A 26,176-nucleotide genomic window follows, 5' to 3' on the forward strand; every position below is an offset into this window, starting at 1 on the left:
GTGATAAACCTTTGACTATGCTAAAGAACAAGCCATGACCGACCGCAAGGACGCCGAGAAGTCGGCCGACGAGCAGGGAGCAAAACGCCGTAGAACCCGCAATTATGGCGACCGCCGGACGGTATCCCTGCGGATGGACCCCGACCTGCACGAGCGCATGATGGACTTGTGCGACGACCTGAAAATCCCCGCCAACACCTACATATCAGGGCTTATTGAGAACGACCTGAAGAAGCGCAAAAAGTGACCGCGCCATAGCCGCCTCACCCAAATTGCCGGGGTGCGGGGAACCCGAATATCATGTGGGGTTCTTCGGTAGATTCAGGGAGAGGTGCGCGTGTCTATTATTTCAACGATCAACTGGAAACGTCTGGCCTCAGTTTTTGTGCCGGGCGTTTTGATCGCCGCAATCAGCATCTATGTGCTGGGGTTTCGCGCCCCGCCTTCCCCTGATCTTCGCGTTCTGCCCGGCAAGGCACTGGCGGCCTACGACGACTTCTACCCGATCCGCGCCGATGATGCCGGGGCGCTGTACCTGGATCGAGAGCTGTTCGTGAAGGCGGTCAACTACCTGTCCGAACACCCATCGCCGCGCGCAGTGGCCGACCTGATCTACCTGGGCAACTCCAACAACGTCACCCTGTTGCTGGACGGGCCGACCAAGGCCAAGTACCTCATGCTGACGCAGAAGCCAGACTACGCGGCGCTGGCGGAGGTGGATCGGGAAAAGGATCGCATCTTCCAGTCCTACGCGGACATCGTGAACGGCATTGGCCAGACGTTTGCGGGCACGCCGGTAGAGATTGTCCTGCACGATACCCGGAACCCGCTGCGCTCGATTGTGGCGGTGCAGAACTCCATTTCCGGGCGCAGGCTGGGCGACACCAATACCAACTTCGGCCTCCAGCTCATCAAGAACTACAGCTACGGCGAAGGTCAGGGGCAAGGGCGAGGTGCTTCGTTTGTCAGCTACGACCTCACTCTAAAAGACGGCCGCGCGGTGAAGTCCACCACGATCCCGATATTTCATGACGTGTACGGTCTGATCGGGTTTATCTGCATCAACATCGACATATCCAAAATGGACAAGAAACACCCGGAATATGTCGAGCATTTTGTTGATGCCTTCAAGGCGACTATCGCCAATGACGCTATCAACGAAATGATCCAGAACAGCAAGCGCAAGAACTGATTTTCTCAACCCTCTCTGCAAAGGAAATGAATATGGACGCTGGAGCCATTCAAGAGCACCTGGAGCTGCTGCAATTCGATTTGGCGCGCCCGCTGCTGGTCATGAAGGCCCCCAAGGGAATTCTCGGCTGCGGTTATATCAACGTGGAAACCTGCAACAAGACGGGCGAGGTTTGCGCCATTGTCACCGGGGTAAATAGCTTTGACGACATGCGCAAAGCCAAGGTGGTGGCCACATCGAACAAGGCGGTGGAGCTAGGTATCCAAGTCGGTGAAACTGGCCAAGACGCCCTGAACAAGATGCGGTGATTTGCCGGGCCGCCTGGAGAACGGAGCGAGGCCGTGCAAGCGGAAGTGATCTTCTATACGAGCTGCGCCTTTCTGCTGACTGTGTTTGTGGTCAGCATGGTGTTGGCTGCGCGCGGCAACCAGGCGGCCCAATATTTCCTGTGGGTATGGGCGGCGCTGATGATTCTGGCGCTGCCACTCATGAACCGGGCCAACATGATTTCGCACATAGCGGCTGGCCTGATGCTCGTATTCTTCCTCTACGTGCTCTACATAACCGTTCGCTACGGGATGGAGCGCGTGGACGTGTCCCACGAAGAAACCCGCCGCGTCCTGGCCGAATCGAACCGGCGCATTGACGAGGAACGGCGCACGCTCGCGCGCCGGCTGCACGACGAGGTAAATCCCCAGCTCCTGCTAACGCGCAACGTGCTCGCGCAACTTGGGCCGCTGGTGGCCGACAATGGACGGGCCGCCGAGCTGCTGGCCAACGCCTCGGGGATGCTCAACGATGCCTACGCCGAAATGCGAGACATCATCAAGAACACGCGGATCGAGGTTATCGACTCCATCGGCTTTACTGCCGCCCTGGAGTCGCTGGTGGCCCACTACGCGAACATTTCCGAGAAGCCGGCCATCGCCCTGGAGCACAACCTACCGAAGCGGCCGGCGCTGTCGGAAACGGCGGCAGTCAGTGCCTACAAGATCATCCGCGAGGCGATTTTCAACGCCATCAAGCACTCCAACGCGGCCCAAGTGCGCGTCAGCATCCAGCACAACAAGGCGCTGGATACCTACAAGGTGGAAATCACCGACGACGGGGTAGGGATGAAAGCCACAGCTCGCAATGGGGAGCACGCCGGCATCGGGTTGATCGACATGCGCGAGCGCGTGCGTGTGCTGGGCGGTACGCTGAAAGTGCAGGCGGCCGATCCTGCCAATCAGAAGCGGCCAGGGACGAAGCTCAGTTTTTCGTTTTCAGGGCAGTCGTCGTAATGCCGTGGCGAATGGCCAGCTTGGTTATATCGGCCTGACTTTCGACGCCCAGCTTGGCTTTCACACCCTTCATTAAATGGCCCACCGTCTTGGTGGAAAAATCCATCGCAGCGGCAATTTCCGTCAGCGATGCGCCATCGGCCGCAAGGGTGAAGGCCCGCATTTCGTTTTCATCCAGCAGGCGGTTCGGGTTTCGATCCTTGACGGACGACCATGCGAGTAGGCGGGCAATCTCCGGGGAAAAGTATTCCTTGCCCTGGGCTACCGTGTTGATCGCCTCGTTGAGCACTTCCGTGCTTTCATCCTTGCGCACAAAGGCCAGCACGCCGAGCTTGTAGGAACGCTCGATGATGTATTGATCGTCAAACTGGCTAAAGACGATGATTTTGGCCGAGGGATCGCGGGCCAGCAGTTCCTCACACACGTCCAGCCCGTTCTCGCCACAGCCTTTACTGTCAAAGCGCACGTCGATCACCAGGACATCCGGCTTGACCTCTAGGAAGCGGTCGATCAGCCCGTCCAGGCTGTAGGCCACCTCTACTACGTCGATCCCGTAGTCCTTCAATACATCGCGGAAACCGGCCACCAGCAGCCGGTGATCGTCCGCAAGAAATACTTTTATTCCCAAAACGTCACCTATTGGTTTGGGATCGTGTTGATCCCGAAGTTCGTTGGCCATGCAGGCAGGCGCTGCCGTGCTTGGCGGATTTAGCGGCCATGCAGATCAGCGGTGGGTGCAACACCCTCGCCGGCGAGGCAATAACCGAATTTTGACAGAAAAGCCGCATTCGATATACCGCGCCCGGCTGATCTAGCCATGATCTGCACCGTTCGGGGGGCGGCATTATACGTGCCATCTAACCCAATGCTTCCTCTGACGGGAAGTTATTTTTCTCCTACATGGTATCATTTGGCCCCTTGCCGTGGGCATTTCATGCCTTTGGCAAGCGGGATTCGGCGGGTAAAGCGGGGCTGTCGGATGGGTGCCGCAAGACCACATCCCAAGATGACAAACCTAGGCTAGATGCCTTGTCGCTCTAGGTTTTTTCTGTTATCGTGCTTTCACCGTGAAAGCAAGGTGACTGCTACAATAACGCAATGGGACACGCCTCTATGTACTTCTCTGCACGCGTACTGATCGCGGCGGCATCGCTGATGCTGCCGCTTGCTGCTTCTGCAACGTGCTGGGATGAGGCTGGGCGCGGCTACGGCATCGACCCCCTGCTGTTGAAGGCGATTGCCTGGAAGGAATCACGCGGGTGGACGGGGGCAGTGGGGCCGAAGCTGAAGGACGGCAACCGCGCGCTGGGCCTCATGCAGATCAACACGATCCACTTGCCGAACCTCGCGCGTTTCGGCATCCGCCGTGAACACCTGTTCGACGCCTGCACCTCGCAGAAGGTGGGGGCTTGGGTGCTGGCCGACTGCATCCAGCGTTTCGGCGCTACCTGGAAATCCGTGGGCTGCTACTACGCCGGCCCCGCTTCAACCAATGTCAGCGCACAGGTTGAGTACGTCCGCGACGTGCAGCGGTTCTACGAGGGCTACCGCAGACAGCAAGCCCAACAAATTTCAACTTCACCGGCCCGAGTGGCCAGTTTCCAAGGGGATTGATATGGCGTTGCCAGCCAAACCGTTTCGCATTTCTATCGTCTTTGCGCTGGCTGCCGCTGGCGTCACTGCTGCCAATGCGCAGTCACTGAACCAGCCCAACCCCCTTGATCGTCTCTCCGACGTGGTGCAGTTCGGCGTCCCCCGCGATACCAAGTTTGTGTTTTGCGATGGGGAGGATTGCCCGGAACGCTCCATCAAGCACCTGTACGTCCCGCCTCCGCCGCCGCCTCCGGTTCAAGAGCCGGTCATGCCTGCGCCGCAATCCATCCAGCCGCCCGAAGAACTTTCGCACGCGAAAGTCCCGGCGAAGAAAAAGCCACTGAAGAAGAAGCGGAAGAAGCCCGCGATTCAGTACGAATGCAAGCCTGTCACCAAGACGAAGTGACGGGCTTTCCGTCTTTGCGCATCCCCCTGGCGCAAGGCCCCACACGGGGAAATTCAGGGGTTTCAAACCAACTTTCTACGTAGGAGTTTTGAGATGAGTGCAGCAATTCAAGCAGTCGATTTTCGCAAGGAAGCGGGGCAGTGGCTCAAGGTGCTGATGTTCGCCGGCCTGATCCTGGGTCTGATGATGCTGGCTTCCAGCGCATACGCCAGTGACGGCACGGAGTTCGACGCCGCCGTAACCAAATGGGACGGCTGGGTGAAGGGCAACTTGGGCAAGCTGGCCGCGCTGATCGCCATCGGCGTGGGTTCCGTTGTTGCGGCCGTTAAGAAGGACTGGAGCTGGTTCTTCGGCGCCGTGGTGCTGTCGATGGGTATCGGCGTGATCGTCGGGATCGTCAACGCCAGTTTCACGGCCGTCATCTAAGCGCGGGAGGTGGCCATGTCTGAAAAAACGGATCTCTCTCACTACATCCCGCGCCGACTGGACGACGGAGCCAAGTTCCTCTTTTGGGAAATGGACGTTGCCATGATCGGCCTTATGGGCGTGTTGGTTGGCATTGGCTCCGGCTTCCCGGTAATCGGGCTGTTCCTCGGTATCGGGGCGGCTTTCTTCTACGGGAAGCTGAAGGCTGGGAAGCATCCGGGCATGGCCACCCACCTCCTGTACTGGTTCACCGGGTTTCCCGAGCCGAAAGAATTGCCGGGTAGCCACATTCGAGAACTCAATGGATAAGGGGCTACACGCGCAATGGCACCAGATAAAGCAAATAACGAGCGGGACACGCTGAAATCGCAAGTCCGCTTCCACCGCGCGATGAACGCGGGCCTGCTAGGCACTCTGTTTTTCGGGGTGCTGCTGCTGGGCTTCGTAGTTGTGCGCGACACCACCAAGATCGTGCCGCCTGAAGTTAAGCGGCCTTACGAGATTGGCTCGAACTACGCCAACAAGGATTACCTGCTGGACATGGCCGGCTATGTCCTGGGCACGGTGTTGACCGTCACGCCGGAGACGGTTGATTACAACAACAAGGTGATTCTCAAAATGGCCGACCCGGACGGCTACGCCGGGCTGAAAACCGCACTCGATGCGGCCGCGCTGCGGCTCAAACAGGAGCGTGTCACCACCATTTGGGTTCCTCGCAAGGAGGAAGTCAGCGAGCAGGACAAGCGCGTGAAGGTCAGCGGAAAACTCAAGACCTTTATTGCCGACAAGCTCACTTCCGAACGCGAGAAAGACTATCTCGTTGAATTCACCATCACTACCTCGGGGCGACTCTATGTTTCCAAGATCGAAGAAATCGTTAAGCGCGATCCTTCTGCTAACAAGCCTGCTGGCAACTGAAGCGGGCGCAACGCAAGTCGTTGAGAACGCCGACCGGGGCCACGTTCAAGTCAATATCTCGGTCAACGAAACCAACCGTCTTGCAATCGACGGGCGACGCATTGCCAATGTGGTGCCCAGCGTAAAGGGCGTGCTGGCAGGCCAGAAGGACGAGGCCCTGGGGGCTTACTACTTCACGCTGGCCAGCGAGTCGCCCAACCAGGGCACGGTCACAGTTTTCGTGTCCGACGAGAAGGGCGTCACCTACAAGCTGATCCTCGTTCCGCGTCCGGTGGCCGGCGAGGAAATCATCATCCGGCCGCCGAGCGAGAAGGCCACACCTTCGAGCCGCGCAGCCGCTGATGGCCGCACCGTCTCCTACCAGCGCCGCATCAAAGACTTGATGCTGGTGATGGCCGACGACGAGCTGAAGGACAGCGTTGAAACCATCGCGGTGAACAAGGAAGTGCCCTTGTGGAAAGAGGGCCGCTTGATCCTTGTTGCCAAGTACATGGATGGCGACGTTGTGGGCGAGAAATACCGCCTGACCAATGTTTCCCCTTCCGAAATGCTGCTGGTCGAGCAGGAGCTTTACCGCCGTGGTGTGCGCGCCATTGCTGTGGAGCACCAATCGAACCCGCTGCCGGTGGCCTTCCATGTGCTCGATGTCGCCAATCTGGCCAACAAGCACCGCCTGGACATCAAGGATTGCCGCATCGTGGCCGCGACCTGGGGCGATCTGTCTTCCGAGCGGATGATGGGCCGTACCGAGACACTGGCCTGCGTCATCAACGGCGAGGCCGTTGAAATGGCGATCAAGGGTCAAGTGATCGGGGAAGACGGCAAGGCCGGCGTGCGCGGCCGCCTCGTCACCAAGCAGGGCCAGTTGCTCGCTAATGCCCTGTTTGCCGGCGCGCTCAGTGGTATCGGCAAAGCCTTCCAGTCCTCCGCGACCATCACCAGCACGGGCGGCGGTGGCATCACCCAAACCATCGACCCCGACAAGATCGGGCAGGCCGCTATCGGCGGCGGCGTGGGCAGCGCGGGCCAGCAGCTCGCTCAGTACTACCTCAAGGCCGCGGACAAGCTGTACCCCGTCATCGAAACCGATGGCGGCCGTACCGTGGAAATCCTCATCACCAAGGGCGCTGTGTATTCCGGCAAGGCGCTCGCCAAGGACGATTACCGGGGCCTCCTGAAGCGCACCGGCACCAACTCCAGGAGATACGAAGATGATTAAACGACTGTTGCCCCTCGCGCTGGCTGCTGCGCTGGCTGTTCCCGCATTTGCTCAAGACGAAGCGCCTGCTTCCGTGGTCGAGAAGTTCAAGACCATGTACCCGAAGACGACTTTCAAGGAAATCCGCAAGTCGCAAGTCTCCGGGCTGTATGAGGTAGTGATGGGCGAAAACATCGCCTACACCGACGAGTCGGGCCGCTACTTCATCTTCGGGCACCTGTTCGACATGCAGCAGCAAGTCGATCTGACCGCCCAGCGCAAGCTCGATAGCAGGAAAACCGAGTTCCCGGCGCAGCAACTTGGCCAAGCAATCAAGACGGTCAAGGGCGACGGCAGCCGCATCTTGGCTGTGTTCAGCGACCCGGACTGCCCCTACTGCAAGCAGTTGGAGGGCGAGCTGGCCCGCCTGGACAACGTGACCATCTACACCTTCCTGTACCCGCTCGAATCGCTGCACCCGGAAGCCAAGACCAAGGCTGTCAGCGTGTGGTGCGCGCCGAACAAGGCCAAAGCCTGGAGCGAGCTGATGCTGGCCGGCAAGAAGCCCAAGCTGGTGGCCTGCAACAACCCCGTCAACGACAACTTGGTGCTGGGTTCCAAGCTGGGCGTGGTGGGCACTCCGACCCTGATTGCCGCCGATGGCCGCGTCCTGCCTGGCTCCGCACCGGCCGAGAAGATCGACCAATGGCTGAACGCCGGCAAGCCTGCCGCGCCGGCCGCCACGCAGGAGGCAACCCAATGAAGCGCACGGCCTTGATGTTTGGTGCCGGCGCGCTGGCCCTGGCCCTGACGGGCTGCGGTTCGCTGGCTGGCCGCGACTGCGGCGCTTGCTGCAAGGGAGTCGGTTTCAGCGGCAGTGCCGCGCACGCATGGGAGGGAAGCAAATGAAGGCACTGGCCTTGACCTTTGGCATCGGGGCCGTGGTGGCCCTATCCGGTTGCAGCAGCATGTCCGGCTTTGATGCGAAATCCGAATTCGCGTGCAAGGCCCCGGACGGCATCTTGTGCGAGTCGATGAGCGGCATCTACGCCAATGCCCAGGCGAAGAACCTGCCGGGCCAGCGCGTGAATGCGCGCGGCGAGGCTCCGGTGGAACTTTCGCAGGCGAAAGCCGGCAGCAACGTGATGACCAAGCCCATCTACTCGGGCACGCCGATCCGCAGCGCCCCGCGCCTGCTTCGGGTCTGGTTCGCGCCGTGGGAAGACACCGATGGCGATCTGCATGACCAGTCCTACGTGTACCTGCCGGTCGATTCCGGCCGCTGGCTGATCGAGCACAACCGCCGCCGCATCCAGGACAACTACCGGCCGGTGCGCGCCCCGTCGAATGTGACGGCCCAGGCTGCGCAGCCGCAAGCGGCCGGCGCTGGCCAGCAACGGCAAAGCCCTGGCGTGCTGGGGCAGCAGCCGACGCCTCCCGCTGACAACGGGATGGAGTCTATCGGCGTCCGTCAAGACCGCATGAGCAACGAGCAAGCCACCGAGCTGCTGAACGGAATCATGCGCCCCGGCAACGTCATCCCGGACAGCGAATAAACAACGCTGGCCGGGCGGCCAACATGGAGAACATTCAATGCAAGACAGCATGATGGACAAGCTAAAGGGTGCTGCCGCCCGGTTTTGGGACGAAACCGTGCTGGGTAACACCTCGGATGTCGGGAGCCAACCGGCCCCTGTGGCGGCCGCCAACGAGGTGACGAGCCTCTACGGTCTTCACAGCATCCTCAAGTACGACCAATACGACCCCGACACGGGCCTTTTCTACAACGACAACTCGGTGGCCTTCTGCTTTGAAGTCATCGCCCAAACGGGCGCGGACGACGACATGGCAAGCCGCCTCAATACGCTCTTTACCCCGGTGCCGCCGCACTACGGGATTCAGTGGTGCCTGTTCGGTAGCCCGGTGCTGGATGACCAGTTTCAGGCGTACATGGATCAACGCCATATCGCGGTGGACAACGGCAAGACGACCCCGTTCTTCCAGGAGCTGGCCAAGCGCCGCGTGGAGTACATCTACAAGGCCAAGGGCAAGCCGCTTTGGCCCAATGACAACTACGTGGTGAAGAACATCCGGCTGTTGTTCTCCATCACAAAAGCCGGCTCTTTCCGTGACGCCAAGCTGGTGGAGGAAATGTACGAGCTGCGCGAGACAGTGCGCGCCTCACTGCGCACGGCAAGCCTGCCGTCCTTCCCCCTCGATGCTGACGGGCTGATTAGCTTCCTGTGGCCGATCCTCAACCCCGAAAGCATGTTCAGCAAGGAGCCGTTCCCCGACCTGCGCTACGACGACGGGAAATCCATCAAGAACCAAGTCACCGCCTTTGGCCAGCATGTGCGCGTGAAGGCCAACGAGCTGCTGTTTGGCCTGCCGCCCGAGAAGCAGGGCGACGAAGACAAGCGCATTGCCGTGCGTGGCTTCGGCGTGCTTCAGTACCCGCAGAAGAAAGAGCTGTGGGAGATGGCCAACATCATCGGTTCGTTTTTCGATGACGGCCTTCAATACCCGTGCCCGTTCCTGGTGTGCGGTGGCGTCTTCACGCTTGACCCCAACGTGGTGGACGGCAAGGCTCAGATCAAGGCCGCGCGCACCAAGCAAAACGCCAAGTCCAAGATGGCCGAATTCCAGCCCGAGCTTCAGGCCCAGGCGAACGATTGGGACATCGTGCTGCACCAGCTCAACAACGGCGGCAGCATGTGCGAGCTGTACCACACGTTGCTGCTGTTCGCGCCCAAGCGAGTCATCAATCGGGCCAGCCAAGTGGCCCTGAACGTGTGGCGCAGCGAACGCTTCACGATCTGCCCGCTGCAACTGCTGCAATTGACGGCCCTGTATTCCAGCCTGCCGATGACGCTCACCGAGACGGTGCGCGACGACTTGCAGAAGCTGCGCCTCATCACTTCCAAGACCACGGTGAACGCCGTGGACATGGCTCCGGTGATTGGCGAATGGAAGGGCGCAGGCGACCCGGTGATGATGTTCTTCGGCCGCCGTGGCACGCCTACTTTCCTCGACTTCTACAGCAACCAGCAGGGCAACTACAACGTGTTCGTGGCGGGTGTGTCCGGTTCGGGCAAGTCCGTGACCATGAACGAAGTCGTTTCGGCCTATCGCGGCATCGGTGCGCGGGTGTGGGTGATCGACGTGGGCCGCAGCTATCAGAACCTGATCCGGCTCCAAAAGGGCACCTTCCTCGAATTCACGCCGAGCACCAAGCTGTGCATCAACCCGTTCACATGGGTGGGCACTGACGACGAGCTGGATTTCAAGGCCGAAATGCGGATGCTCAAGCCGATGATCGGCCGCATGGCGTCACCCAATGCGCCACTGACGGAATTCCAGTACGCGCTGATCGGGGAGGCGATTACCGCTGTCTGGCAGGACTACGGCCAGGACACCAACCCGACCCGCATCCGCGACTATCTGTTGAGCAACATCAAGAACGAGTCGGGCAGCACCGAGCGCGTGGCCTACGAGCTGGCCAAGCAGCTCGCGCCGTTCACCAAGGATGGCGTCTATGGCGACTTCTTCAATGGCCGCGCCAACATCAGCCTGGATGCTGACATGGTGGGTCTGGAGCTGGAAGAACTGAAGAACGCGCCCGAGCTGCGCCGCGTGGTGCTGTTCGTGCTGACCTCGCGCATTGCCCACGACATGTACCTGACCCGCGACCGCAAGAAGCTGTGTCTGGTCGATGAGGCGTGGCAGCTCCTGGGGGCTGACAAGGAAACCGCCGAGTTCATCGAGGAAGGCTACCGCCGCGCCCGGAAGTACAACGGAATTTTCTGCGTGGGTACGCAGGGCATCGAGGACGCTTACAAGAACGATGCGGCCCAGGCGGCCTACAACAACGCCGACTGGAAGATTCTGCTGCGCCAAGACCGCAAGAACCTGGAAAAGCTGATCGAGGACGGCATGGTGAATTTCTCGCCGGCCGTGAAGCGGATGCTGCTGTCGTTGCGTACCGAGCGCGGCCGCTTCAGCGAAATGCTCATTTCCTCGCCTAACGGCGATTCTGTGGTGCGTCACATCCCCGATCCGTTCTCCCTGCTGATGGCTTCGACCAACGCGCAGGACTTCAACGAATGCAACGCGCTGCTGGAGCAGGGCCATTCCACGATGGAAGCCCTGGAAATCATGCTGGCCCGCCGTACCCCTCAAGAACAACTGTCCCCGCGCCGGAGGAAAGATGACTACTGAACCGACCACCAACCCAACCCCCGAGACGCCAGCGCCGACCGAGGCCGCAGCGCCGGCCGCCGACCGGATGCGTTACGTGATCCCGGCCGTGCTGTCCACCTTGCTCACTCTGGTGGCGCTCGCGCCAGTGGCCTACGTCATCAACCGCAACATGCCGGCGCGCGTGGCGACCGTGGATTTGCAGGTGCTGGTGGAGGAAGACCAGAAGCGCACCCTGGACGTGATCGGCAAGGGCGGCGACGTGACGGACGAGCAGCGCGCCGTGGCGCAGAAGCTGACCATCGACTTTGCCAAGAAGCTGTCCGCGACCGTGGATGCGCTGGGGCAAGAGTGCAACTGCGTGATCGTCAACAAGGCGGCGCTGCTGGGCGGCGTGACCATCGACTACACGGATCAAGTCCGGGCGAGGATGAAGTGATGAAGGCGAAGCGCATCTACTGGACGGTTTGCGCGGGTGTGTTCGCCGTGGGTGCGCTGGCCGCCGCCACTACCCCTTGGCTGGATTACACCTTCAACCTGACCAACAGCCTGCCCGGCACCCTCTACGTGATCCACAAGGGTGGGGAGGTGAAGAAGGGCGAGCTGATCGCCTACCGCTGGCATGGCGGGGCGACCTATCCCGCTGGCACCACCTTCATCAAGCGCGTGGCCGGTGTGGCTGGCGACACGGTTAAACGGGCCGGCAGCGCGTTTTGGGTGAATGACCAATACATCGGCACCGCCAAGCCCTTCTCGAAGGCTGGCGTGCCTCTCCAGCCCGCGCAGGATGGGGTTATCGGGGCAGGGGAGTATTTCGTTTCGACGCCCAACCCGAACAGCCTGGACTCGCGCTATGCGCTGACCGGCAACGTGAAGCAGGCCGAAGTCATCGGGAGGGCCTATGAAATTTTCTAAGCTGATCGCAGCCCTGTTGATCGCCTCGATCCTGCCCACCGCGAACGCCGCGAGCTTGGGCAGCATCGGGCCGACCTACCCGATTGGGGAGGAAAGCGCGCTCGACATGATTATGAAGAAGCTGCGCGAAAAGGAGCGCAGCGGCGAGCTGAAGCGGTTGCAGGAAGAAGCCATCCGCCGCTCGATGGGCAGCATCAAGAACATGAAGCCGGTGGATGGCATCACCACCGTGCGCGCCCGTGCGCAGCGGTTCATCGACCCCACCGTGACCTACACCAAGCCGGTGACGACCGACGACGGCCGCATCGTTGTGCCGGCCGGAACGAAGATCAATCCGCTGGACATGACCAGCCTCACGAAGACGCTGGTTTTCTTCGACGGCCGCGACCCCGAGCAGCGCGAAGCCGTGGGCCGCTTGGTGGCCAAGGGGGGGCAGCTCAAGGTGAAGCCGATCCTTGTTGCCGGCTCTTGGCTTGACCTCACCAAAGCCTGGAAGACCCAAGTTTTCTACGACCAGAAGGGCACCCTTTCCAAGCGGTTCGGCATCACGGCCGTGCCGGCTGTGATTCGTCAGCAAGGAAAGATGCTGGTGCTCGATGAGATTCCCGCGAAGGAGCTGCAATGAAACGCTGGCTTGTAATGGCTTTCATGGTGCTCGCGGCGACTTTCGCGCGCGAAAGTATGGCCGGCGTGTGCCAGGGCAAGTTTGCCAACCCGATCACCGATATTTGCTGGAGCTGCCTGTTCCCGCTCACGCTGGGCGGTACGCCGATCATGACGATGGGCCAGGAGGATACCGGCAACCCTGACGGCTTCCTTTGCACCTGCACCAACCCGCTGCGCATCGGGATCAAGACCGGCTTTTGGGAACCGGCGCGCCGCGTGGACGTGACCCGCACGCCGTACTGCTTTGTCTCGCTGGGCGGCATCAAGCTCGATCCCGGTATCCGCGCCCCGGAAGGCGAGATCCGTTTGCAGCAGGACAACACCAAGCAATCGAACTATCAGGTTCATTGGTACGCCGATCCGATCCTGTATTGGCTGGAGGTGATCCTGGACAACCCGTGTCTGGAAACGGGTTCCTTCGACGTGGCCTACATCACCGAAGTCGATCCGACGTGGAACGACGACGAGTTGACGATGTTGCTGAACCCGGAAACCTTCCTGTTCGGCAATCCCATCGCGCAGGCCGCGTGTGCCGGCGACTGCGTACTGTCCTCGGCGGGGTTCGGCAGTAACGCGCTTTTCTGGTGCGCGGGCTGCCAAGGCTCGATCTACCCCTTCAACGGCCATGTGCAGGCTCACGTCTCGCACGTTCAAGCCAGCTCGCTCCTGGTGCAACGCATGACGGCAAAGCTGCACCGCGAATTCCTGATGTGGGGCACCTCGGGCGCTGACGGCTTGTGTGGCATCTATCCCGAGCCGGTGATGGACAAGACCCAATACAAGTACCAGATGCTCTACCCGATCCCGCAGACGGAAAAGATCAACGGCCGCTGCTGCCAACCCTATGGCCGCACGACCGCGATTTGGGGCGCTGGCAAGAGCTACCCGTATGCCGGCGAAGACTTCGCCTACATGATTTTCCGAAAGAAAAACTGCTGCCTGGGAGTGGGATTCTGATGAACAAGAAAACTGTCATCGGGCTGATGCTGCTGGCCGCTTTCGCACGCGAAAGCGTGGCGCAGAGCACGCCGTCTGCATCCCAGCTCGAACAAGAACGCCAACGCATCGAGCTTGAACGCAAGCAGATGTTCGACCCGAACAACCCCGCATCGAAGGCCAAGAAAGGCGCTATGCCCAACGCGGCCGACATCGACCGGGAAATGCGCCGCGTGGATCGTGAGCGCAAGCAGATGTTCGACCCGAACAACCCCGCGACCAAGAACGCGGCCAACGTGTTCCCCAACGTGCCGACACCCGAGCGCGCCGGGATCGACATCGAGGCGCTGGCCAAGCAGTACGAACAAAAGGCCCAGGCCCGGAAGATGGACGACCTGATGATTTTCGCCAGCTTCACGATGCCGGCCGAATCGCTCAAGCGCATCGTCAGCCAAGCCAACCGGGTGGGTGCGTCCGTGGTGCTGCGTGGCTTCAAAAACAACTCCTTGAAGGACACGGCGCTGGCCATCAAGGAGCTGGGCGAGCAGGGCGGCAATGTGCTGGTAAATCCCAACGCCTTCACCAAGTACAAGATCAAGGCCGTGCCCACGATGGTGCTGGCCAAGGCCGCCACCATCGACCAAGTGGATAACGAGGGCTGCGCCCTCCCTGACAACTTCGTGGCCGTGGCCGGCGATGTTTCGCTGGACTACGCCCTGGACGAGATTGTGCGCCGCGCCCCGCAGTTTGAGGCCGTGGCGGCTCGCTACCTTCGCCAGATCAGGGGGAACCAATGAAGCGCGCTCTTACCATCGTGGCCATGCTCGCCGCTGCCGGCGTGGCCAGCGCCCAAACCATCACCACGCCGGCCGACGCCTTCAATGCCGGCAAGGATTTCGCCAACACCGGCAAGGGTGTGGCCGGGGGCAAGATCAATGGCACAACCGGCTCCAACGTGCTGCCGTACTACGGCACCACAGCACCCGAGACTGCCAACTTCCAGGAGGGCCGCAACCTGATCGGCGGGGCGGGAACGAACAAGCAGATTCAGTGCGAGACATACCGGGCACCCAACGCCTTCCAGCAGCAGGAATGCGATGCGGTGAACTTCATGAGCAAGAACCCGACGCAACGGCCGAAGTTCACCATCGACAAGCAGACCGATCCGATCCTGACCGGCTCCAAGGGCGTCATCAACAACCCCGGCAGCATCCCCGGCGCATCGACCCAACAGTGCCGCGTGGAGCGCGTGAAGAACCCGGCGACCTACATCACCGAGACTTGCACGGAAACGCAGACGCTTGAAAACCTGTCCTGCAAACGCGTGCTCAAGGTGGCGTGCGACCCCGAGCGCGACGGCTGCGACCAGGGCGGTATCGTCCCGAATAGCTGGGCCGGCGACATGTCCACCAGCTTCACCCCGGACGGGGCCGGAAACTACATCCTCCAGTTCGGCACCATCGCGGACAACTATTGGGGTGGCTGGGGAGCGGTGTATGACCGCAACCTCACCTTTGAAATCCGCGACGTGGGCCTGATTACCCGCTTCGCCCTGACCCGCGCCGCGTTCGACGACTGGCTGATGGTCAAGGTGAACGGCAACCTCGTTTATGTCGGCCCGCGTGGCGGCGACCGGCTGGAAATCTATTCGCCGCCTCCGGTATTCCAGTCGAGCAGCACGCGCGTATGCCAACAGTCCTATGACGATTGGGGTACGTCCTGGATTTGTTACGACAAGCCGAGCGGCTGGGGATGGGGCGACGGCGGTTATAGCAACCAGACCTCCTACCAGAGCTGCACGGCGGTTGCGGGTGGCTGGAACTGCACGGCCAGCGACTACCGCACCGGCATGGTTCAGTACTGCGCGACCTGCTTCAGCGGCCCGGAGCTTTCAACGAGCTGGAACTTCGGCCTGAACATCGACGTGAAGCCTTACCTCAAGAACGGCTCCAACACGATCTTCATGCGGACGATTGTTGCCGGTGGCGGGGAGGGCGCTATTCAGCTCACGACGCGCCAACTGTGCCCCCGCAACTGCTATGACCAATGGGACAACAGCCAGTGCGCTCCCCTGGAACAGAGGGCTCAATGATGATGAAGAAGATTCTTGCCGCATTGGCTTTAGTCGCCAGCTTCAGCGCCTTCGCTTCGCCCGACTGCCAGAAGACGGGCACGGTATGCACGGCCCCTAATCAGACGCGCAACGTGTCGGGCCTGTCCGTCTTCCGCGAGTGCTGGGAGTACCAGGACACCTATCAATGTCGCAGCCAGAACATGACCAATGACTGCCAGCCGCTGCGAGATAAGGGGTGCTCACAGATCGGATCGTCATGCGTGGAGCGCGACGACGCCGGCACCTGCGTGATGTACGAGCAGAAATACAACTGCCCGGACAAGCCGGAAACCTACACCGAGAAAACCGTGTGCGATCAAAGCGCCTTCTGCCAGAACGGCGGGGCAGGGTGCTTTGATACCAGCTCGCCGCCCGATAAGGACTTCGGCCAAGCGGCCGTGATGATGGAGGCTGCCCGCGAGGCTGGCGTGTACGGCATCGACCCCAACAAGGTTGAAATCTTCAAGGGCTACATGGAGGAATGCAGCATCAAGGTCTTGGGCGGCTCCACGCTCAAGAGCTGCTGCAAGTCGGCCGGTGGTGGCGCTGCTTTCAGCAACTACGCGCTCCTGGGTGCGGGCATGAAGGCGGCGGGCGAAGCGGGCCGCGAATCCATCGTGCTGGGTTCCAAGTATATGTACGACTCGCTCTATGGCCAGCTCGATAGCTCGCTGGTGGACAAGGGCCTTGGTGCGATGAATAGCTGGGCATCCGGCCTGGGTGACGGTGTTTTCAACCCGCAATTCGGGTTCTACGGGTTCACCTTCGAGTTCACCTTTGCCAACGGCTTCCAGTTCGTCGGCTTCGACCCGTACAGCTTCGCCTTGTCCGTGGCAATCATGCTGGTGCAGGAATGGTTGAGCTGCGATTCCGCCGAGCAGGTCATGGCCATGAAGCGCGGCCAAAACCTGTGCGTCCACATCGAGACGTATTGCAGCAAGAAGGTGCTCAAGGTCTGCGTAGAGAAGAAGGAACGCCACTGCTGCTTTAACTCCAAGCTGGCCAAGATCATCAATCGCCAAGGCCGCGCGCAACTCGGGATGCCGATGAATAGCTGCGGCGGCTTCAACCAGGCGCAGCTTCAAGCCCTCGATTTCTCCCGGATTGATCTGTCCGAGTTCATCGCGGACATCGTGCCCAAGGATGTGCCGGCATCAACCATGAGCAACCGGGTGCAGCAGACCGTCAACCAAAAAGTTCAGAGCTACTACGACCAATGAAAACTCTCTCTATCGCCCTCGTTTTGCTGGCCTGCTCGACTTTCGCGCGCGAAAGCCTCGCTGGGCCAACCGTTTATACCCGGCAACACGACGTGCTGGCCGCCGCGATCCGCAACGGCAACTCCAGCGGCGTCATGGAAGGGGAGGTGGCCGAGCACTTCACGCGCCAATTCCGCTCGACCGGGCCGCTGCTGGTGACTGCGAAGGTCATCAAGTCTTTTAGTCGCGCCGACTGCAAGCGCCTTGAAATGGTGTTCACCAAGAAGGACGTGGATACCCCGCAAGGGCGCACCGACGCGATCTTGAAGACTCAGCTCAACTACTGCCTCGACGGCACCCCGCCAATTTCCGTGGAGTAAGGCCATGAAGCGAGTCATTCCTTTTGCATTGGTGCTGACGTGTTCCGTAGCGATTGCTGGAGCGCCCGTTACTGACCTTATGGCTGATCCGCTGTTCATGGCCAAGGTGGCCAGCTATCACGGGATGACTCCCATGCGTCTGGCCAATCAGTCCGAGGATCGCGTTCGTCAAATGGTGCTCGATTACCTCGAATCACAACAAGCAAAGCCGACGAAGAAAGCTGCGACGCATGGGGGTGGCGCGGTGATGAAGGCAAATGATGAGGTGCGCCAATGATGAAGCGAAGCCTTCTCCTGCTGTCCCTGCTGTCCGGTTATGCCAATGCGCAGTCACTGGATTACCCCTCTGTTTGGCAATGCGATGCGAACAAGCCCAACTGGTACTGCGACATGGACGAGGCCAAGCCTCAACCCGTGCAGCCGACGCCGGCGCCGGCACGGCCGCAGAGCAGCCGCAAGGCCGACCAGCCCAAACGCATCGAGTTGAAGGACATCAAGACCGCCGAGCAACTGCGGCAAGAGCTGAAGCGTCGGGAGGACGTGGCGGTGATGAATCCCACCGACCAGAACATGAAGGACTACCTGGAGCTTTGGCAGATGACGCAGGACAAGGGGGCTGTCTTCGCTGACAACTGGCGGCGCGTGGTGTGGCAGAACCCCAGCCTCGACTACGCCCAAAAGCGCCCGGTCAATAACTCCGCGATCAAGATTTACGACGAGAGCCGCATTCAGAACGAGGAACAGCAACTGAAGATGCTGGCCAAGGAGCACGGCCTGATCTTCTTCTTCCGCAGCGACTGCCCGTACTGCCACGCGATGGCTCCGACGCTCAAGATGCTTTCGGACAAGTACGGCATCGAGGTGCTGGGCGTCTCCGTGGATGGCATGGGCCTGCCCGAGTTCCCGAATCCCCGCGACGGCCGCGCTCAAGCGGCGGCCTGGGGGATCGAGCGCGTGCCGGCATTGTTTATCGGCTCGAAGCAAACCGGCGACCGTGCGCCCATCGGCTTCGGAATGATGGCCCTGACCGAAATCGTCAATCGCATCTTTGTCCTCACCGGCACCAAGCCCGGCGAAAACTTCTAAGGAGCTGCCCATGCTACTGAAAAAAGTAACGGCGCTGGTGACGGCATTTGCTTTCACCACCTCTACCTACGCCATGAACATGCAGGAGCTTTTCGACTCCGTGAATGCTCAGGGCAACGTCAGCAACCCGGCTGTGCTGCAAGGCCAGACGATGAACCTCTACACGGGGGGGAGTCTGTTCATGCGGATGCCCAAGCGCACCTATCAACTCGCCACGGTGACGCCTCCGAGCTGGAATGCCGGGTGCGGCGGCATTGACCTGTTTGCAGGTGGCTTCTCGTTCATCAACAAAGAGCAGTTTGTGGCCATGTTGCGCAACATCGGCTCGAACGCCCTGGGCTACGGCTTCAAGCTGGCGATCCAGAACCTGTGCCCGACCTGCGACAACGTGATGCAGGCACTGCAAGCCACCGCCCAAGCAGCCAATCGCCTCAACATGGATTCCTGCGAGGCGGCCAAGGGGATTGTCAATGCTGCCGTGCCCGACACCTGGACGCGCGGCAAGCAGAACGCGGCCAAGAACTTCGGTGTGGACACCAATATTTTCGAGAACATCACCGACGCTTGGACGAACGTGATGAACAGCGAAAGCCGGGCCAACCAAACGGTGAACTCGGTGGCCAACGCGAGGCCCGAGGCGAAAGACCAGCTCCCGACCGGCAACGTGGTTTGGAAGGCGCTCAAGAAGCTCGATGGCATCACCGACGAGCAACGCATGATCCTGATGTCGATGATCGGCAGCATGATCTTCCCGACCGGCGACACCCCACAACTGCCAATCCCGCTGCTGCGCAAGGAAATCACGGTGGAGGCTCTGGTGGGTGCGCGTACTACCTCCGACACCATCACGGTGCCGATCTGGCGTTGCGACACGACCAGCGCGGACGGTTGCTTGAGTCCGACCGAGGACGAAGTGACCACCAAGAGCTTCAAGACGATGGTGCGGGAGAAGATGGAAAAAATCTCCGACAAGATCGCCAACCGTTCGGCACATGACGACATGGCGGCCACCATCGGCTTCCTGAACGCCACCGATCTGCCCATCTACAAGATGCTGGCCGTGACGACGACCCTCAACAACACCTCGATGGCCGATGCGCTGATTGGCCGCTACCAAGAGCTGATCGCCGCCAAATACGCCGAGGTTTACATCCAGCGTGCCGTCACCGACCTGCGCGGCGCAATGGCGAAGTTCTCCGCCGCAGCCGACGCTACCCAGGCCGCCGAGCTGGGCAAGATGAAGCCCGAGCTGGAGGAAATTTCGCGCGCAGCAAAGCAGGTGCTGGCCACTGCCTACTCGCAGACCATCAGCACCTACAACATCGCCCAGGAGGTGCAGTACATGGAGCGTGCGCTCAATGCCAACCTGTCGCAGACGCTGCGTAACTCGCTCGCCTTCGGCAAGAGCCTGCGCTAAGGGAGGGATGCCGTGGACATCGAAATTCAAACCTACTGGAACGTAGAAACGCTCTACTACGTCTTCAACGCCGTGGCCTCGATGATGGCCGGCGCTGGCTTCGCTGGCTTGCTGAAGCTGGTTTTCCTGTTCGCCATTGCAATCGGCATGTTCGGCTACATGAACAAGCAGCTCGAAATGGCGAAGTGGTTTATCCACGCCCTGGCTTTCGTGACGGTGCTGAATCTGCCGATCGCGCGCGTTGCCTTGACCGACAAGACCGGGCTGGAGCCGCCTCGCGTGGTCGATAACGTCCCCTTTGCCCTGGCCGTCACTGCGCAAACGACAAATCTGGTGTTCGGCGCACTGACCAACACCTATGAAACGGTCTTCGGTGTGCCTGAAGACTTGGGCTTGCAAAAAGGGGATGTGGGCTTCGGGCACCGCATCCTGAAGCAAGTGAATAACGCGACGATCCGCGACCCCAGCTTGCGCTCCGACCTGATGCAGTTCATCAAGGAATGCACGCTGTACGACGTGAAAGACGGTGAAATCACCCCGCAGCAGATTGTGGGTGGCACCGATACCTGGAACGTGATTTTCAACAACACGAGTCCGGCCCGCTTCGTCACCTACAACACCCTGACGAATGCGCCGACCACCGATACCTGCACCAATGTTGCGGCCATCCTGAAGGAGAAGGTCAACGACGCCGTAACGGCTGGCCAAGCCTTCTACGGCAAGCAGGCTTTCACTCGGGCAAGCAGTGATGCCATCGCTACCAGCATGTTCGTTTCGACGGTGGGCACGTCCTACGACTGGATTCTGAATAACTCCAGCAACGCCTCCGACGCGATGAAGCAGGCGATGTTCAACAACATCTGGAAGGAGGCCGGCACCGAGCTGCCGGCGCTGCTGAACGATCCTGCGCGGGTGGCCGAGGTTAATGCCCTGGCCGGCGCTGCCCAGGCGGCACGGCAAGCTGACGGCTCCAACAGCACGTTGAGCCTGCTGGCCCAAGAGACGCTGCCCCACATGCGCAACTGGATCGAGGCAATCATCTACGGCCTATTCCCGGTTGTTGTGGTGCTGATGGTTGTCAGCTCGACCGAGGGTGCAAAGAAGATCATCGCGGGCTACATGATGTCGCTGGCCTGGATCGGCCTGTGGCCAATCTTGTTCGCCGTCATCAACCACCTGTCGCTCATGCACTTGCGCTACAAGGCGCGCGCGCTGGAGCTGGCGGCCGGTGTGCCGTTCCAGCTCACCGATGCTTTCGACGCCACGCTGACCAACGAGCAGGCGGCCATCGGCTACATGGTTGTCCTGGTGCCATTCATCGCCGGGGCCATCATCAAGCTGGGGCAGGGCGGTTTCATGGGTGTTGCCGACCGGATGATGACCGGCTTTGCCTCTGCCGGCGCAGCGGTGGGCGCAAGCAATGCCAGCGGCAATGTCAGCATGGGCCAAGCTGGACTTGATACCGCATCGGTCAACACGACCTCGATGAACAAGTACGACAGCAACATCGGCCTGCAAGGCGGCGGGGCAACCATCGGCCGAGGCAATGGCTCGACGGCCACAATGGCCGCGAACGGCGCGGTTGCCTTGCAGCAGCTCCAAAACCGGATGCTGACGCAGATGAACATGGATCACCGACTGGAAGCCGGCCGAAACCAGGAAGCGCATCGTACCGACATCACTTCGACCGGGGATCAACTGGCGCGCCGGCACGGCGACAGCTCAAGCCTCACGGACGTGAAGGGGCACGATACAACCCGTGGCCAATACCAGAACACGGGCGTGGTGGCGGCTCGCGGGAGCGAGGGCGGGTATGGCGGCCAGCACTCCACTGGCCAGAACTTGGATCGCAACTTCCGGGAGGGTTCGCACTTCCGTACTGCGGCCGGTGCCAATGACCAACTCCACATGAATTTGGGTGTTGGCCGTGGGAACCCCAGCGGCGGCGGTGCTCCTGGTGCGGGTGGCGCGGGTGGCGCGCCTGATCCGCGCGAGGAAAAGCGTATTGCTGACGCCATGAAGCAGGGCGGCGCGAACCAGCAACAGATCGACCAGGCGCTGAAGAACTACCGTGGCGGCAAGGGCGGTGCCCAGCCTTCGGGCAGCCTCATCAACGCGGGCCTGGGCTACAACGGCGCGAAGACCTACACCGCCGAGCACGGCCGGGATCGGGGCGTGGATACGGTTCATGGCAACCAGGAGGCCGCGCGCACCGAGCGCACGTTTGCTGAACGCGGCTCCCGCACCGAGCAGGCCGGGACGGGCAATCAATCGGCCCAAAACGACCGCCACGGCCGCGATGCCGCCCTTACGAACGTGGATGAGGTTTCCCGCGTGCGTGATGTCTCTGATCGTCGTGAATTCGGTACTGGCGACCGCGCCAACCGTAGCGACAGCAACAGCTTCACGACTCACAAGGATCTGATGGCCGATCCGTATCTGTTCGAGAAGGTGGCCGCGCGCAATGGCATGACCGCCATGCGTTTCGCCAACCAATCCGAAGACCGGATCATGGACATGGTGCAGGACTACGTGAGCGAGAAGGGCATGGTTCAACAAGCTACCACCATGCCGCAGCAGACTTTCGCAGGCGAAAAACTGCCGACCACGAAGGGCGAGCTGGAGAAGCAATCCGCCAAGGATCGCGCCGGCATCCCGCAGGACATCCAGGGCGTCCACAAGAAGAAGGTGGCACAGACCGGCTACGGCGGAACCGCTCCGCTCAAGGTCGATACCTCTGCGCCTCCGATCATTGCGGAATCCAGAGGGGACGTACAGGGCCAGCTCGACCCGAAGAACAAGGGCAGCATCCCCGCGCGTGCCGGGGCCTTGGACGAGAACGTGAATGCCTGGGCCAGCCCGGACAAGGCTGTTGGCGCTGGGCGGGCCAACCCCGCAGCCGTCAACGAGGACAACATGATCCGCGACGGCAAGGACACCGTTCAGAAGGCTTGGGACAAGCTGACTGGCGGCGACGGTACGGCAGACGGCGAAAAGCTGAACGACAACATGAAGCGGGAAACAGCCGCCTCGGTTCAGATCAACAACGGCAGCAAGTAAAGGGAAAGGGGGCTTTGCCCCCTTTCAAGAATTGCCGCCCGTGTAGTTATCGCCCCAGGGTAAATGATGAACAACACAAGACTTGCCGGTAAATGGATTAACGCCTGCTGCGCTATTTGGCGCGCCAGTGCCGGGCCATTTCGACATTCCCTTGAATCCATCGCTTAACCACCATGCAAGCCAGAATGGAATCCAGAAAATCAATCCGCCGCCGAGCATTGGAATGTAGTCGGCAAGGAAATTACCACCGAATGCCGAAAGTGCGGCAGCGGCCGGCAATGGAAGCCAGAGCATCCAGCGCCTTCGAGAGAACAGCATTTTTGTCAGTCGCATCATTATTGTTCCTCAATAACCAGCATCACGTAGGTGGCCGTGTTTTTGTCGTCTTGCATATGCACGACACGGAAGCCTTTTTCGTAAATCTGCTTGATCGTCACCTTGCCGATGTGTTCGCACTGCAACACCGAGTCGCCACCACGGAAGGGGCCGATGCAGACACCGCCACGCTTCGCGCTGGCCGCTTGGGCGCTGGCGTTGGTCATGCCTACAAGTGCTGCCACGATGAAAGCAGCGTAAAGCATCTTTTTCATTACAACTCTCCTTCCAAATTGGATAAAATTTGCGCATCTTGTCTATTGACAAAATACGCCCAAAACCCTTACGGTGCAAGGGGATGAGCCAGATATTCAAGACTGTTTCCGCAGCGTGTGGCCATGTGTCGCGTGCTGTCTTCGTGAAAGCAGCGCGGCGGCTGGGTCTTTCGTCCGAATCTTACCGCATCGCTGATGAAGTGTTCCTCAAAGGCTACCGGCAGGCAACCGTCGCGCGCCACGTCGGCGTCTCGCGTCAACGGGTGCATTCAGTGTGCCGGGAGCTGCTGGAAGAAATCAATAACCAACTTTCCCCTGAAAGGGCAACCGATGAAAAAACTTCTCCTGATTCTCATTACCACGGCCACCTTGGGCGGATGTGCTTCGCAACAGCCTCTCAGCATGAGAAATGACTGGCGCGCGGGCACCGATCAAACGCCGTATCGCTCGATCCCAACAGCTTTAATCTGTGACGACTGCAATTTGCAATGATCCCGTCTCACTGGTTCAGACGGATCATTCTGATCGTCTTCATCATGGAGGTTGCTGGCGGCATTTTGTGGGTAACTGGCAGGTTATCCACGAATCCAGCCGCCAAGCCAATGACTCAGGCCCTCGGTAGCCTGATATTCCTGTTCGGCTTTTATGCCAGCGCGCCATTATCGGCGCGCTTCCTTGCTCCGCGACCGTCGCGGGATGCTGCGCTTCAAGAGCGTTTGGCAAGGATAGTGGCAACCATCCCTGATAGTCGCCCCGTCTTCCTGTATGACCATGCCGACAAGGAAGCCAACACTGTGGGGCTGCTGCCGAGTCATTCGCGCATCTACGTGACAACCGGCCTGCTGGCCAGCATGAGCGACGACGGTATGCGGGGCGTGATCGCCCATGAAAACGCCCATGTTCATGAGCGCCACATCTTCGCCACGTTCACCTATGCCTGCTGCTTTGCTGTGAGCAGCCACCTCCTGGACAACAACAACTTTTTCTTTGCCGCCTTCCTCCTGTTCCTGGGGATTCGCCGGTATTGCGAGTACCGGGCGGATGCCGGCGCTGCGCAGTCCGTAGGGCGCGGAACGATGTTGACGGCGCTGCGCGAGCTGGCCGTGTTGTACCCCTCGAAATCCTGGGTTCGCTGGTTCTCGTTCGCCAATGCCTACCCGACCTTGGCCATGCGGATGCGGGCCGTGGAAACCGGGCGCAAGGCCCTTCTGTGAGATGAGCATGGATGCCTTCTACCTGCAATGGATCGGCTGCGCGTTTGGGGTGCTGGGGGCCTTGATGCTGGCCCTCAATAACCGCTTGTCCGGCTGGGGCTTCGTGTCTTTCCTGGCCTCGAATGTCTGCTGGATCGGCTTCGGCGTCATGACCGACGCGCCGGGCCTGATCTTCATGCAAGTGGCTTTCACTGCCACCAGCCTGCTAGGCATTTATAGGTGGATGCTGGCCAAGCCCGACTTTCGCGCGCGAAAGTCGATGGAGTGAGTCATGCGGCCATCCTACTGCATCAGTTTCTACTTCGTGTTCATTACCCTAGTTGTTGGGTGCTGTATTGCCGTGCTTTGGTTTGTGCGGGAGTCGGGGCTTGTGGAGCTGTTCCACGTAGCGGCCGCTGTTGTGTTCATGGCCGGTGCTTTGGCGATTTACCACGCAATGGAATGGTTTGCGCGCCTGCCCGAGTTCAATTCTGAACGGGGGCGCGAATGAAGAAAAAGTACCACACGATCACCGACATCGTAGGCACGGTTTACTGCGAGCAAAAGGTGGTTTTCGACCGTGAGCGTGGGGATGCCCGGCCGCTGGAGGTTCGGGCGAAGGCCGCTGCCGGCACCTTCGAGCACCTACGGTTTCAGGTCGAAGGGCAGACGCGCGCAGCGATTGATCGGCGCTGTTTCATTGCCACCGCGATCTACGGGCCTGACGCCCCTGAAACGGACTTTCTCCGGGCGTGGCGCGACCGCGTGCTGATGCCGACAACGACAGGGCGCTTTTTCGTCCAAGCCTACTACGCCATTTCGCCGGCATTGGTGCCGCTACTGTGCCGGAGCCGAGGTGCTGCCAGTGCCGTGCGTGCCGCACTGAATGCCCTGCTGGCCACGCTGGGGATGCCGCGATGAGCAACTTGCCGAGCTACATCCTTTTCGGGCTGGCCCTGGCCCTGGCCGTCTGGACTTTCATGGTCTGGCGGGGATTCACTCAGAACTGGCTTCCCTCCGAACTTGCGGCCGGCAAGGTTGCTCAGGTGGAGCGCAATCTGTTCATCAATGCGCCGTTTCCCGTGGTGGGCCGGCCCGATCAGGTGTATCGGCTCCCCGATGGGCTGCATGTCCCTCTCGAAAACAAGAACCGCGATGCCCACCGCGTCTATGAGACGGACATTGCGCAACTCTCTTTGCAAGCGTGGCTGCTTCGCCTGAACGGACTCGAAACCGCGCCCTTTGGCTTCGTGGCCATCAACAACCGGAAAACCCGCGAGCGCCGCGCCATCCCCCGATGGCCACCCAAATTCCCCCGCCTATGGCCACCTCAAACTCCCCCACCTGAACTGATCGGGGATAGGGGTTAAACGCCGGCGCCGTCGGCACCTGTTGGCAGGACATTGAT

The 26,176-nt window shown here is 60.5% G+C and carries 35 protein-coding genes; 32 read left to right on the forward strand and 3 right to left on the reverse strand.

The genetic code is table 11. The annotated features are described in order from the left end of the window. Window positions 1-34 precede the first annotated feature (34 nt). From F7R26_RS39960 to F7R26_RS39975, 4 genes are all read left to right on the forward strand, one after another. A complete protein-coding gene (locus F7R26_RS39960; RefSeq protein WP_150990040.1) occupies window positions 35-247 on the forward strand; it encodes a hypothetical protein in 213 nt (70 codons plus the stop codon). Window positions 248-337: 90 nt separating this feature from the next. After that, a complete protein-coding gene (locus F7R26_RS39965; protein WP_150990037.1) occupies window positions 338-1,192 on the forward strand; it encodes a PAS domain-containing protein in 855 nt (284 codons plus the stop codon). Window positions 1,193-1,224: 32 nt separating this feature from the next. Further along, the gene (locus F7R26_RS39970; RefSeq protein ID WP_027477992.1) at window positions 1,225-1,500 is read left to right on the forward strand and encodes a YunC family protein; all 276 of its coding nucleotides are present in this window, start codon (window positions 1,225-1,227) and stop codon (window positions 1,498-1,500) included. 33 nt (window positions 1,501-1,533) lie between these two features. Next, on the forward strand, window positions 1,534-2,475 hold the full coding sequence (locus F7R26_RS39975) for a sensor histidine kinase (protein WP_150990034.1): 942 nt from the start codon (window positions 1,534-1,536) through the stop codon (window positions 2,473-2,475). Here the strand turns inward: F7R26_RS39975 and F7R26_RS39980 are convergent. Beyond that, window positions 2,444-3,154, reverse strand: a complete 711-nt coding sequence (locus F7R26_RS39980) for a response regulator transcription factor (protein WP_241754868.1) — start codon at window positions 3,152-3,154, stop codon at window positions 2,444-2,446. The two genes, F7R26_RS39975 and F7R26_RS39980, sit on opposite strands and share 32 nt — an antisense overlap. A 434-nt stretch (window positions 3,155-3,588) precedes the next feature. On the opposite strand from F7R26_RS39980, the gene F7R26_RS39985 reads away from it, so the two are divergent. The 22 genes from F7R26_RS39985 (at window position 3,589) to F7R26_RS40095 (ending at window position 22,985) form a co-directional block, all read left to right on the forward strand. Further along, window positions 3,589-4,089: a lytic transglycosylase domain-containing protein gene (locus F7R26_RS39985; RefSeq protein WP_150990031.1), complete on the forward strand. Its 501-nt coding sequence runs from the start codon at window positions 3,589-3,591 to the stop codon at window positions 4,087-4,089. A 1-nt stretch (window position 4,090) separates the two neighbouring features. Next, a complete protein-coding gene (locus F7R26_RS39990; protein ID WP_063599731.1) occupies window positions 4,091-4,474 on the forward strand; it encodes a hypothetical protein in 384 nt (127 codons plus the stop codon). A 93-nt stretch (window positions 4,475-4,567) separates the two neighbouring features. Then, a complete protein-coding gene (locus F7R26_RS39995; protein WP_150990028.1) occupies window positions 4,568-4,900 on the forward strand; it encodes a TrbC/VirB2 family protein in 333 nt (110 codons plus the stop codon). A gap of 15 nt (window positions 4,901-4,915) precedes the next feature. Continuing rightward, window positions 4,916-5,209 carry a type IV conjugative transfer system protein TraL gene (traL, locus tag F7R26_RS40000; protein ID WP_009242082.1) on the forward strand — a complete coding sequence of 98 codons (294 nt, stop codon included), beginning with the start codon at window positions 4,916-4,918 and terminating at the stop codon, window positions 5,207-5,209. A gap of 15 nt (window positions 5,210-5,224) precedes the next feature. After that, on the forward strand, window positions 5,225-5,818 hold the full coding sequence (locus F7R26_RS40005) for a type IV conjugative transfer system protein TraE (RefSeq protein ID WP_150990025.1): 594 nt from the start codon (window positions 5,225-5,227) through the stop codon (window positions 5,816-5,818). After that, window positions 5,721-7,037: a TrbI/VirB10 family protein gene (locus tag F7R26_RS41385; RefSeq protein ID WP_241754870.1), complete on the forward strand. Its 1,317-nt coding sequence runs from the start codon at window positions 5,721-5,723 to the stop codon at window positions 7,035-7,037. The genes F7R26_RS40005 and F7R26_RS41385 overlap by 98 nt, the downstream gene beginning before the upstream one ends. Continuing rightward, a complete protein-coding gene (locus F7R26_RS40020) occupies window positions 7,030-7,779 on the forward strand; it encodes a DsbC family protein (protein ID WP_150990022.1) in 750 nt (249 codons plus the stop codon). Before F7R26_RS41385 ends, F7R26_RS40020 begins: the two co-directional genes overlap by 8 nt. Beyond that, the gene (locus F7R26_RS40025; RefSeq protein ID WP_009242087.1) at window positions 7,776-7,925 is read left to right on the forward strand and encodes a hypothetical protein; all 150 of its coding nucleotides are present in this window, start codon (window positions 7,776-7,778) and stop codon (window positions 7,923-7,925) included. The genes F7R26_RS40020 and F7R26_RS40025 overlap by 4 nt, the downstream gene beginning before the upstream one ends. Then, window positions 7,922-8,572, forward strand: coding sequence for a type IV conjugative transfer system lipoprotein TraV (gene traV, locus F7R26_RS40030; protein WP_017510499.1), 651 nt, complete (start codon window positions 7,922-7,924; stop codon window positions 8,570-8,572). The genes F7R26_RS40025 and traV overlap by 4 nt, the downstream gene beginning before the upstream one ends. Window positions 8,573-8,609: 37 nt before the next feature. Continuing rightward, window positions 8,610-11,234 carry a type IV secretion system protein TraC gene (gene traC, locus F7R26_RS40035; RefSeq protein WP_013723313.1) on the forward strand — a complete coding sequence of 875 codons (2,625 nt, stop codon included), beginning with the start codon at window positions 8,610-8,612 and terminating at the stop codon, window positions 11,232-11,234. After that, window positions 11,224-11,652 (forward strand): hypothetical protein, encoded by a 429-nt coding sequence (locus F7R26_RS40040; RefSeq protein ID WP_017510498.1) that lies wholly within the window; start codon window positions 11,224-11,226, stop codon window positions 11,650-11,652. The genes traC and F7R26_RS40040 overlap by 11 nt, the downstream gene beginning before the upstream one ends. Further along, the gene (locus F7R26_RS40045) at window positions 11,652-12,128 is read left to right on the forward strand and encodes a S26 family signal peptidase (RefSeq protein ID WP_017510497.1); all 477 of its coding nucleotides are present in this window, start codon (window positions 11,652-11,654) and stop codon (window positions 12,126-12,128) included. The genes F7R26_RS40040 and F7R26_RS40045 overlap by 1 nt, the downstream gene beginning before the upstream one ends. Continuing rightward, entirely contained in the window at window positions 12,115-12,753 is a 639-nt protein-coding gene (traW, locus tag F7R26_RS40050) for a type-F conjugative transfer system protein TraW (protein WP_027477942.1), read from the forward strand. The genes F7R26_RS40045 and traW overlap by 14 nt, the downstream gene beginning before the upstream one ends. Then, window positions 12,750-13,751: a conjugal transfer pilus assembly protein TraU gene (gene traU, locus F7R26_RS40055; RefSeq protein ID WP_009242093.1), complete on the forward strand. Its 1,002-nt coding sequence runs from the start codon at window positions 12,750-12,752 to the stop codon at window positions 13,749-13,751. The genes traW and traU overlap by 4 nt, the downstream gene beginning before the upstream one ends. Further along, window positions 13,751-14,527 (forward strand): type-F conjugative transfer system pilin assembly protein TrbC, encoded by a 777-nt coding sequence (gene trbC / locus F7R26_RS40060; RefSeq protein ID WP_027477941.1) that lies wholly within the window; start codon window positions 13,751-13,753, stop codon window positions 14,525-14,527. Before traU ends, trbC begins: the two co-directional genes overlap by 1 nt. Before the next feature lie 23 nt (window positions 14,528-14,550). Then, the gene (locus F7R26_RS40065) at window positions 14,551-15,822 is read left to right on the forward strand and encodes a hypothetical protein (RefSeq protein WP_241754869.1); all 1,272 of its coding nucleotides are present in this window, start codon (window positions 14,551-14,553) and stop codon (window positions 15,820-15,822) included. Next, a complete protein-coding gene (locus F7R26_RS40070; protein ID WP_063599704.1) occupies window positions 15,819-17,063 on the forward strand; it encodes a conjugal transfer protein TraN in 1,245 nt (414 codons plus the stop codon). The genes F7R26_RS40065 and F7R26_RS40070 overlap by 4 nt, the downstream gene beginning before the upstream one ends. After that, entirely contained in the window at window positions 17,060-17,422 is a 363-nt protein-coding gene (locus F7R26_RS40075; RefSeq protein WP_027477938.1) for a hypothetical protein, read from the forward strand. Before F7R26_RS40070 ends, F7R26_RS40075 begins: the two co-directional genes overlap by 4 nt. A 4-nt stretch (window positions 17,423-17,426) precedes the next feature. After that, a complete protein-coding gene (locus F7R26_RS40080) occupies window positions 17,427-17,699 on the forward strand; it encodes a hypothetical protein (RefSeq protein WP_150990019.1) in 273 nt (90 codons plus the stop codon). After that, window positions 17,696-18,508, forward strand: a complete 813-nt coding sequence (locus F7R26_RS40085) for a conjugal transfer protein TraF (protein WP_027477936.1) — start codon at window positions 17,696-17,698, stop codon at window positions 18,506-18,508. The genes F7R26_RS40080 and F7R26_RS40085 overlap by 4 nt, the downstream gene beginning before the upstream one ends. Before the next feature lie 10 nt (window positions 18,509-18,518). Beyond that, window positions 18,519-19,925: a conjugal transfer protein TraH gene (locus F7R26_RS40090; protein ID WP_017510489.1), complete on the forward strand. Its 1,407-nt coding sequence runs from the start codon at window positions 18,519-18,521 to the stop codon at window positions 19,923-19,925. A gap of 12 nt (window positions 19,926-19,937) precedes the next feature. Next, a complete protein-coding gene (locus F7R26_RS40095; protein WP_150990017.1) occupies window positions 19,938-22,985 on the forward strand; it encodes a conjugal transfer protein TraG N-terminal domain-containing protein in 3,048 nt (1,015 codons plus the stop codon). Window positions 22,986-23,009: 24 nt separating this feature from the next. Here the strand turns inward: F7R26_RS40095 and F7R26_RS40100 are convergent, their stop codons facing one another. Both F7R26_RS40100 and F7R26_RS40105 read right to left on the reverse strand, forming a co-directional pair. Further along, window positions 23,010-23,321 (reverse strand): hypothetical protein, encoded by a 312-nt coding sequence (locus F7R26_RS40100; protein ID WP_241754865.1) that lies wholly within the window; start codon window positions 23,319-23,321, stop codon window positions 23,010-23,012. Further along, complete coding sequence (locus tag F7R26_RS40105) at window positions 23,321-23,575, reverse strand: hypothetical protein (RefSeq protein ID WP_027478008.1); 255 nt, start codon at window positions 23,573-23,575, stop codon at window positions 23,321-23,323. Before F7R26_RS40105 ends, F7R26_RS40100 begins: the two co-directional genes overlap by 1 nt. Window positions 23,576-23,658: 83 nt before the next feature. Here F7R26_RS40105 and F7R26_RS40110 point away from each other — a divergent pair, with 83 nt between their 5' ends. The 6 genes from F7R26_RS40110 to F7R26_RS40135 all read left to right on the forward strand — a co-directional run bounded on the left by F7R26_RS40110 (window position 23,659) and on the right by F7R26_RS40135 (window position 26,138). Then, window positions 23,659-23,988 carry a TrfB-related DNA-binding protein gene (locus F7R26_RS40110; RefSeq protein ID WP_082355033.1) on the forward strand — a complete coding sequence of 110 codons (330 nt, stop codon included), beginning with the start codon at window positions 23,659-23,661 and terminating at the stop codon, window positions 23,986-23,988. A 75-nt stretch (window positions 23,989-24,063) separates the two neighbouring features. Further along, complete coding sequence (locus F7R26_RS40115; RefSeq protein ID WP_150990014.1) at window positions 24,064-24,789, forward strand: M48 family metallopeptidase; 726 nt, start codon at window positions 24,064-24,066, stop codon at window positions 24,787-24,789. Between the two features lie 7 nt (window positions 24,790-24,796). Next, complete coding sequence (locus F7R26_RS40120) at window positions 24,797-25,057, forward strand: hypothetical protein (protein WP_011798623.1); 261 nt, start codon at window positions 24,797-24,799, stop codon at window positions 25,055-25,057. Window positions 25,058-25,060: 3 nt separating this feature from the next. Further along, complete coding sequence (locus F7R26_RS40125) at window positions 25,061-25,279, forward strand: hypothetical protein (protein ID WP_027477960.1); 219 nt, start codon at window positions 25,061-25,063, stop codon at window positions 25,277-25,279. Then, entirely contained in the window at window positions 25,276-25,689 is a 414-nt protein-coding gene (locus tag F7R26_RS40130; protein WP_027477961.1) for a CFI-box-CTERM domain-containing protein, read from the forward strand. The genes F7R26_RS40125 and F7R26_RS40130 overlap by 4 nt, the downstream gene beginning before the upstream one ends. Continuing rightward, a complete protein-coding gene (locus F7R26_RS40135) occupies window positions 25,686-26,138 on the forward strand; it encodes a PD-(D/E)XK nuclease family protein (protein ID WP_241754866.1) in 453 nt (150 codons plus the stop codon). Before F7R26_RS40130 ends, F7R26_RS40135 begins: the two co-directional genes overlap by 4 nt. The last annotated feature ends 38 nt before the right edge of the window (window positions 26,139-26,176 follow it).

Origin of the sequence: Cupriavidus basilensis (assembly GCF_008801925.2) — a bacterium.
Lineage (GTDB): Bacteria > Pseudomonadota > Gammaproteobacteria > Burkholderiales > Burkholderiaceae > Cupriavidus > Cupriavidus basilensis.

Excerpts from the sequence above, each read along its gene's own strand:
- F7R26_RS39960 (WP_150990040.1), top strand. The coding sequence starts at position 35 with ATGACCGACCGCAAGGACGCCGAGAAGTCGGCCGACGAGCAGGGAGCA.
- F7R26_RS39970 (WP_027477992.1), top strand. The coding sequence starts at position 1,225 with ATGGACGCTGGAGCCATTCAAGAGCACCTGGAGCTGCTGCAATTCGAT.
- F7R26_RS39980 (WP_241754868.1), bottom strand. The coding sequence starts at position 3,154 with ATGGCCAACGAACTTCGGGATCAACACGATCCCAAACCAATAGGTGAC.
- F7R26_RS39985 (WP_150990031.1), top strand. The coding sequence starts at position 3,589 with ATGTACTTCTCTGCACGCGTACTGATCGCGGCGGCATCGCTGATGCTG.
- F7R26_RS39990 (WP_063599731.1), top strand. The coding sequence starts at position 4,091 with ATGGCGTTGCCAGCCAAACCGTTTCGCATTTCTATCGTCTTTGCGCTG.
- F7R26_RS39995 (WP_150990028.1), top strand. The coding sequence starts at position 4,568 with ATGAGTGCAGCAATTCAAGCAGTCGATTTTCGCAAGGAAGCGGGGCAG.
- traL (WP_009242082.1), top strand. The coding sequence starts at position 4,916 with ATGTCTGAAAAAACGGATCTCTCTCACTACATCCCGCGCCGACTGGAC.
- F7R26_RS40005 (WP_150990025.1), top strand. The coding sequence starts at position 5,225 with ATGGCACCAGATAAAGCAAATAACGAGCGGGACACGCTGAAATCGCAA.
- F7R26_RS40020 (WP_150990022.1), top strand. The coding sequence starts at position 7,030 with ATGATTAAACGACTGTTGCCCCTCGCGCTGGCTGCTGCGCTGGCTGTT.
- F7R26_RS40025 (WP_009242087.1), top strand. The coding sequence starts at position 7,776 with ATGAAGCGCACGGCCTTGATGTTTGGTGCCGGCGCGCTGGCCCTGGCC.
- traV (WP_017510499.1), top strand. The coding sequence starts at position 7,922 with ATGAAGGCACTGGCCTTGACCTTTGGCATCGGGGCCGTGGTGGCCCTA.
- traC (WP_013723313.1), top strand. The coding sequence starts at position 8,610 with ATGCAAGACAGCATGATGGACAAGCTAAAGGGTGCTGCCGCCCGGTTT.
- F7R26_RS40040 (WP_017510498.1), top strand. The coding sequence starts at position 11,224 with ATGACTACTGAACCGACCACCAACCCAACCCCCGAGACGCCAGCGCCG.
- F7R26_RS40045 (WP_017510497.1), top strand. The coding sequence starts at position 11,652 with ATGAAGGCGAAGCGCATCTACTGGACGGTTTGCGCGGGTGTGTTCGCC.
- traW (WP_027477942.1), top strand. The coding sequence starts at position 12,115 with ATGAAATTTTCTAAGCTGATCGCAGCCCTGTTGATCGCCTCGATCCTG.
- traU (WP_009242093.1), top strand. The coding sequence starts at position 12,750 with ATGAAACGCTGGCTTGTAATGGCTTTCATGGTGCTCGCGGCGACTTTC.
- trbC (WP_027477941.1), top strand. The coding sequence starts at position 13,751 with ATGAACAAGAAAACTGTCATCGGGCTGATGCTGCTGGCCGCTTTCGCA.
- F7R26_RS40065 (WP_241754869.1), top strand. The coding sequence starts at position 14,551 with ATGCTCGCCGCTGCCGGCGTGGCCAGCGCCCAAACCATCACCACGCCG.
- F7R26_RS40070 (WP_063599704.1), top strand. The coding sequence starts at position 15,819 with ATGATGATGAAGAAGATTCTTGCCGCATTGGCTTTAGTCGCCAGCTTC.
- F7R26_RS40075 (WP_027477938.1), top strand. The coding sequence starts at position 17,060 with ATGAAAACTCTCTCTATCGCCCTCGTTTTGCTGGCCTGCTCGACTTTC.
- F7R26_RS40080 (WP_150990019.1), top strand. The coding sequence starts at position 17,427 with ATGAAGCGAGTCATTCCTTTTGCATTGGTGCTGACGTGTTCCGTAGCG.
- F7R26_RS40085 (WP_027477936.1), top strand. The coding sequence starts at position 17,696 with ATGATGAAGCGAAGCCTTCTCCTGCTGTCCCTGCTGTCCGGTTATGCC.
- F7R26_RS40090 (WP_017510489.1), top strand. The coding sequence starts at position 18,519 with ATGCTACTGAAAAAAGTAACGGCGCTGGTGACGGCATTTGCTTTCACC.
- F7R26_RS40100 (WP_241754865.1), bottom strand. The coding sequence starts at position 23,321 with ATGATGCGACTGACAAAAATGCTGTTCTCTCGAAGGCGCTGGATGCTC.
- F7R26_RS40105 (WP_027478008.1), bottom strand. The coding sequence starts at position 23,575 with ATGAAAAAGATGCTTTACGCTGCTTTCATCGTGGCAGCACTTGTAGGC.
- F7R26_RS40110 (WP_082355033.1), top strand. The coding sequence starts at position 23,659 with ATGAGCCAGATATTCAAGACTGTTTCCGCAGCGTGTGGCCATGTGTCG.
- F7R26_RS40115 (WP_150990014.1), top strand. The coding sequence starts at position 24,064 with ATGATCCCGTCTCACTGGTTCAGACGGATCATTCTGATCGTCTTCATC.
- F7R26_RS40120 (WP_011798623.1), top strand. The coding sequence starts at position 24,797 with ATGGATGCCTTCTACCTGCAATGGATCGGCTGCGCGTTTGGGGTGCTG.
- F7R26_RS40125 (WP_027477960.1), top strand. The coding sequence starts at position 25,061 with ATGCGGCCATCCTACTGCATCAGTTTCTACTTCGTGTTCATTACCCTA.
- F7R26_RS40130 (WP_027477961.1), top strand. The coding sequence starts at position 25,276 with ATGAAGAAAAAGTACCACACGATCACCGACATCGTAGGCACGGTTTAC.
- F7R26_RS40135 (WP_241754866.1), top strand. The coding sequence starts at position 25,686 with ATGAGCAACTTGCCGAGCTACATCCTTTTCGGGCTGGCCCTGGCCCTG.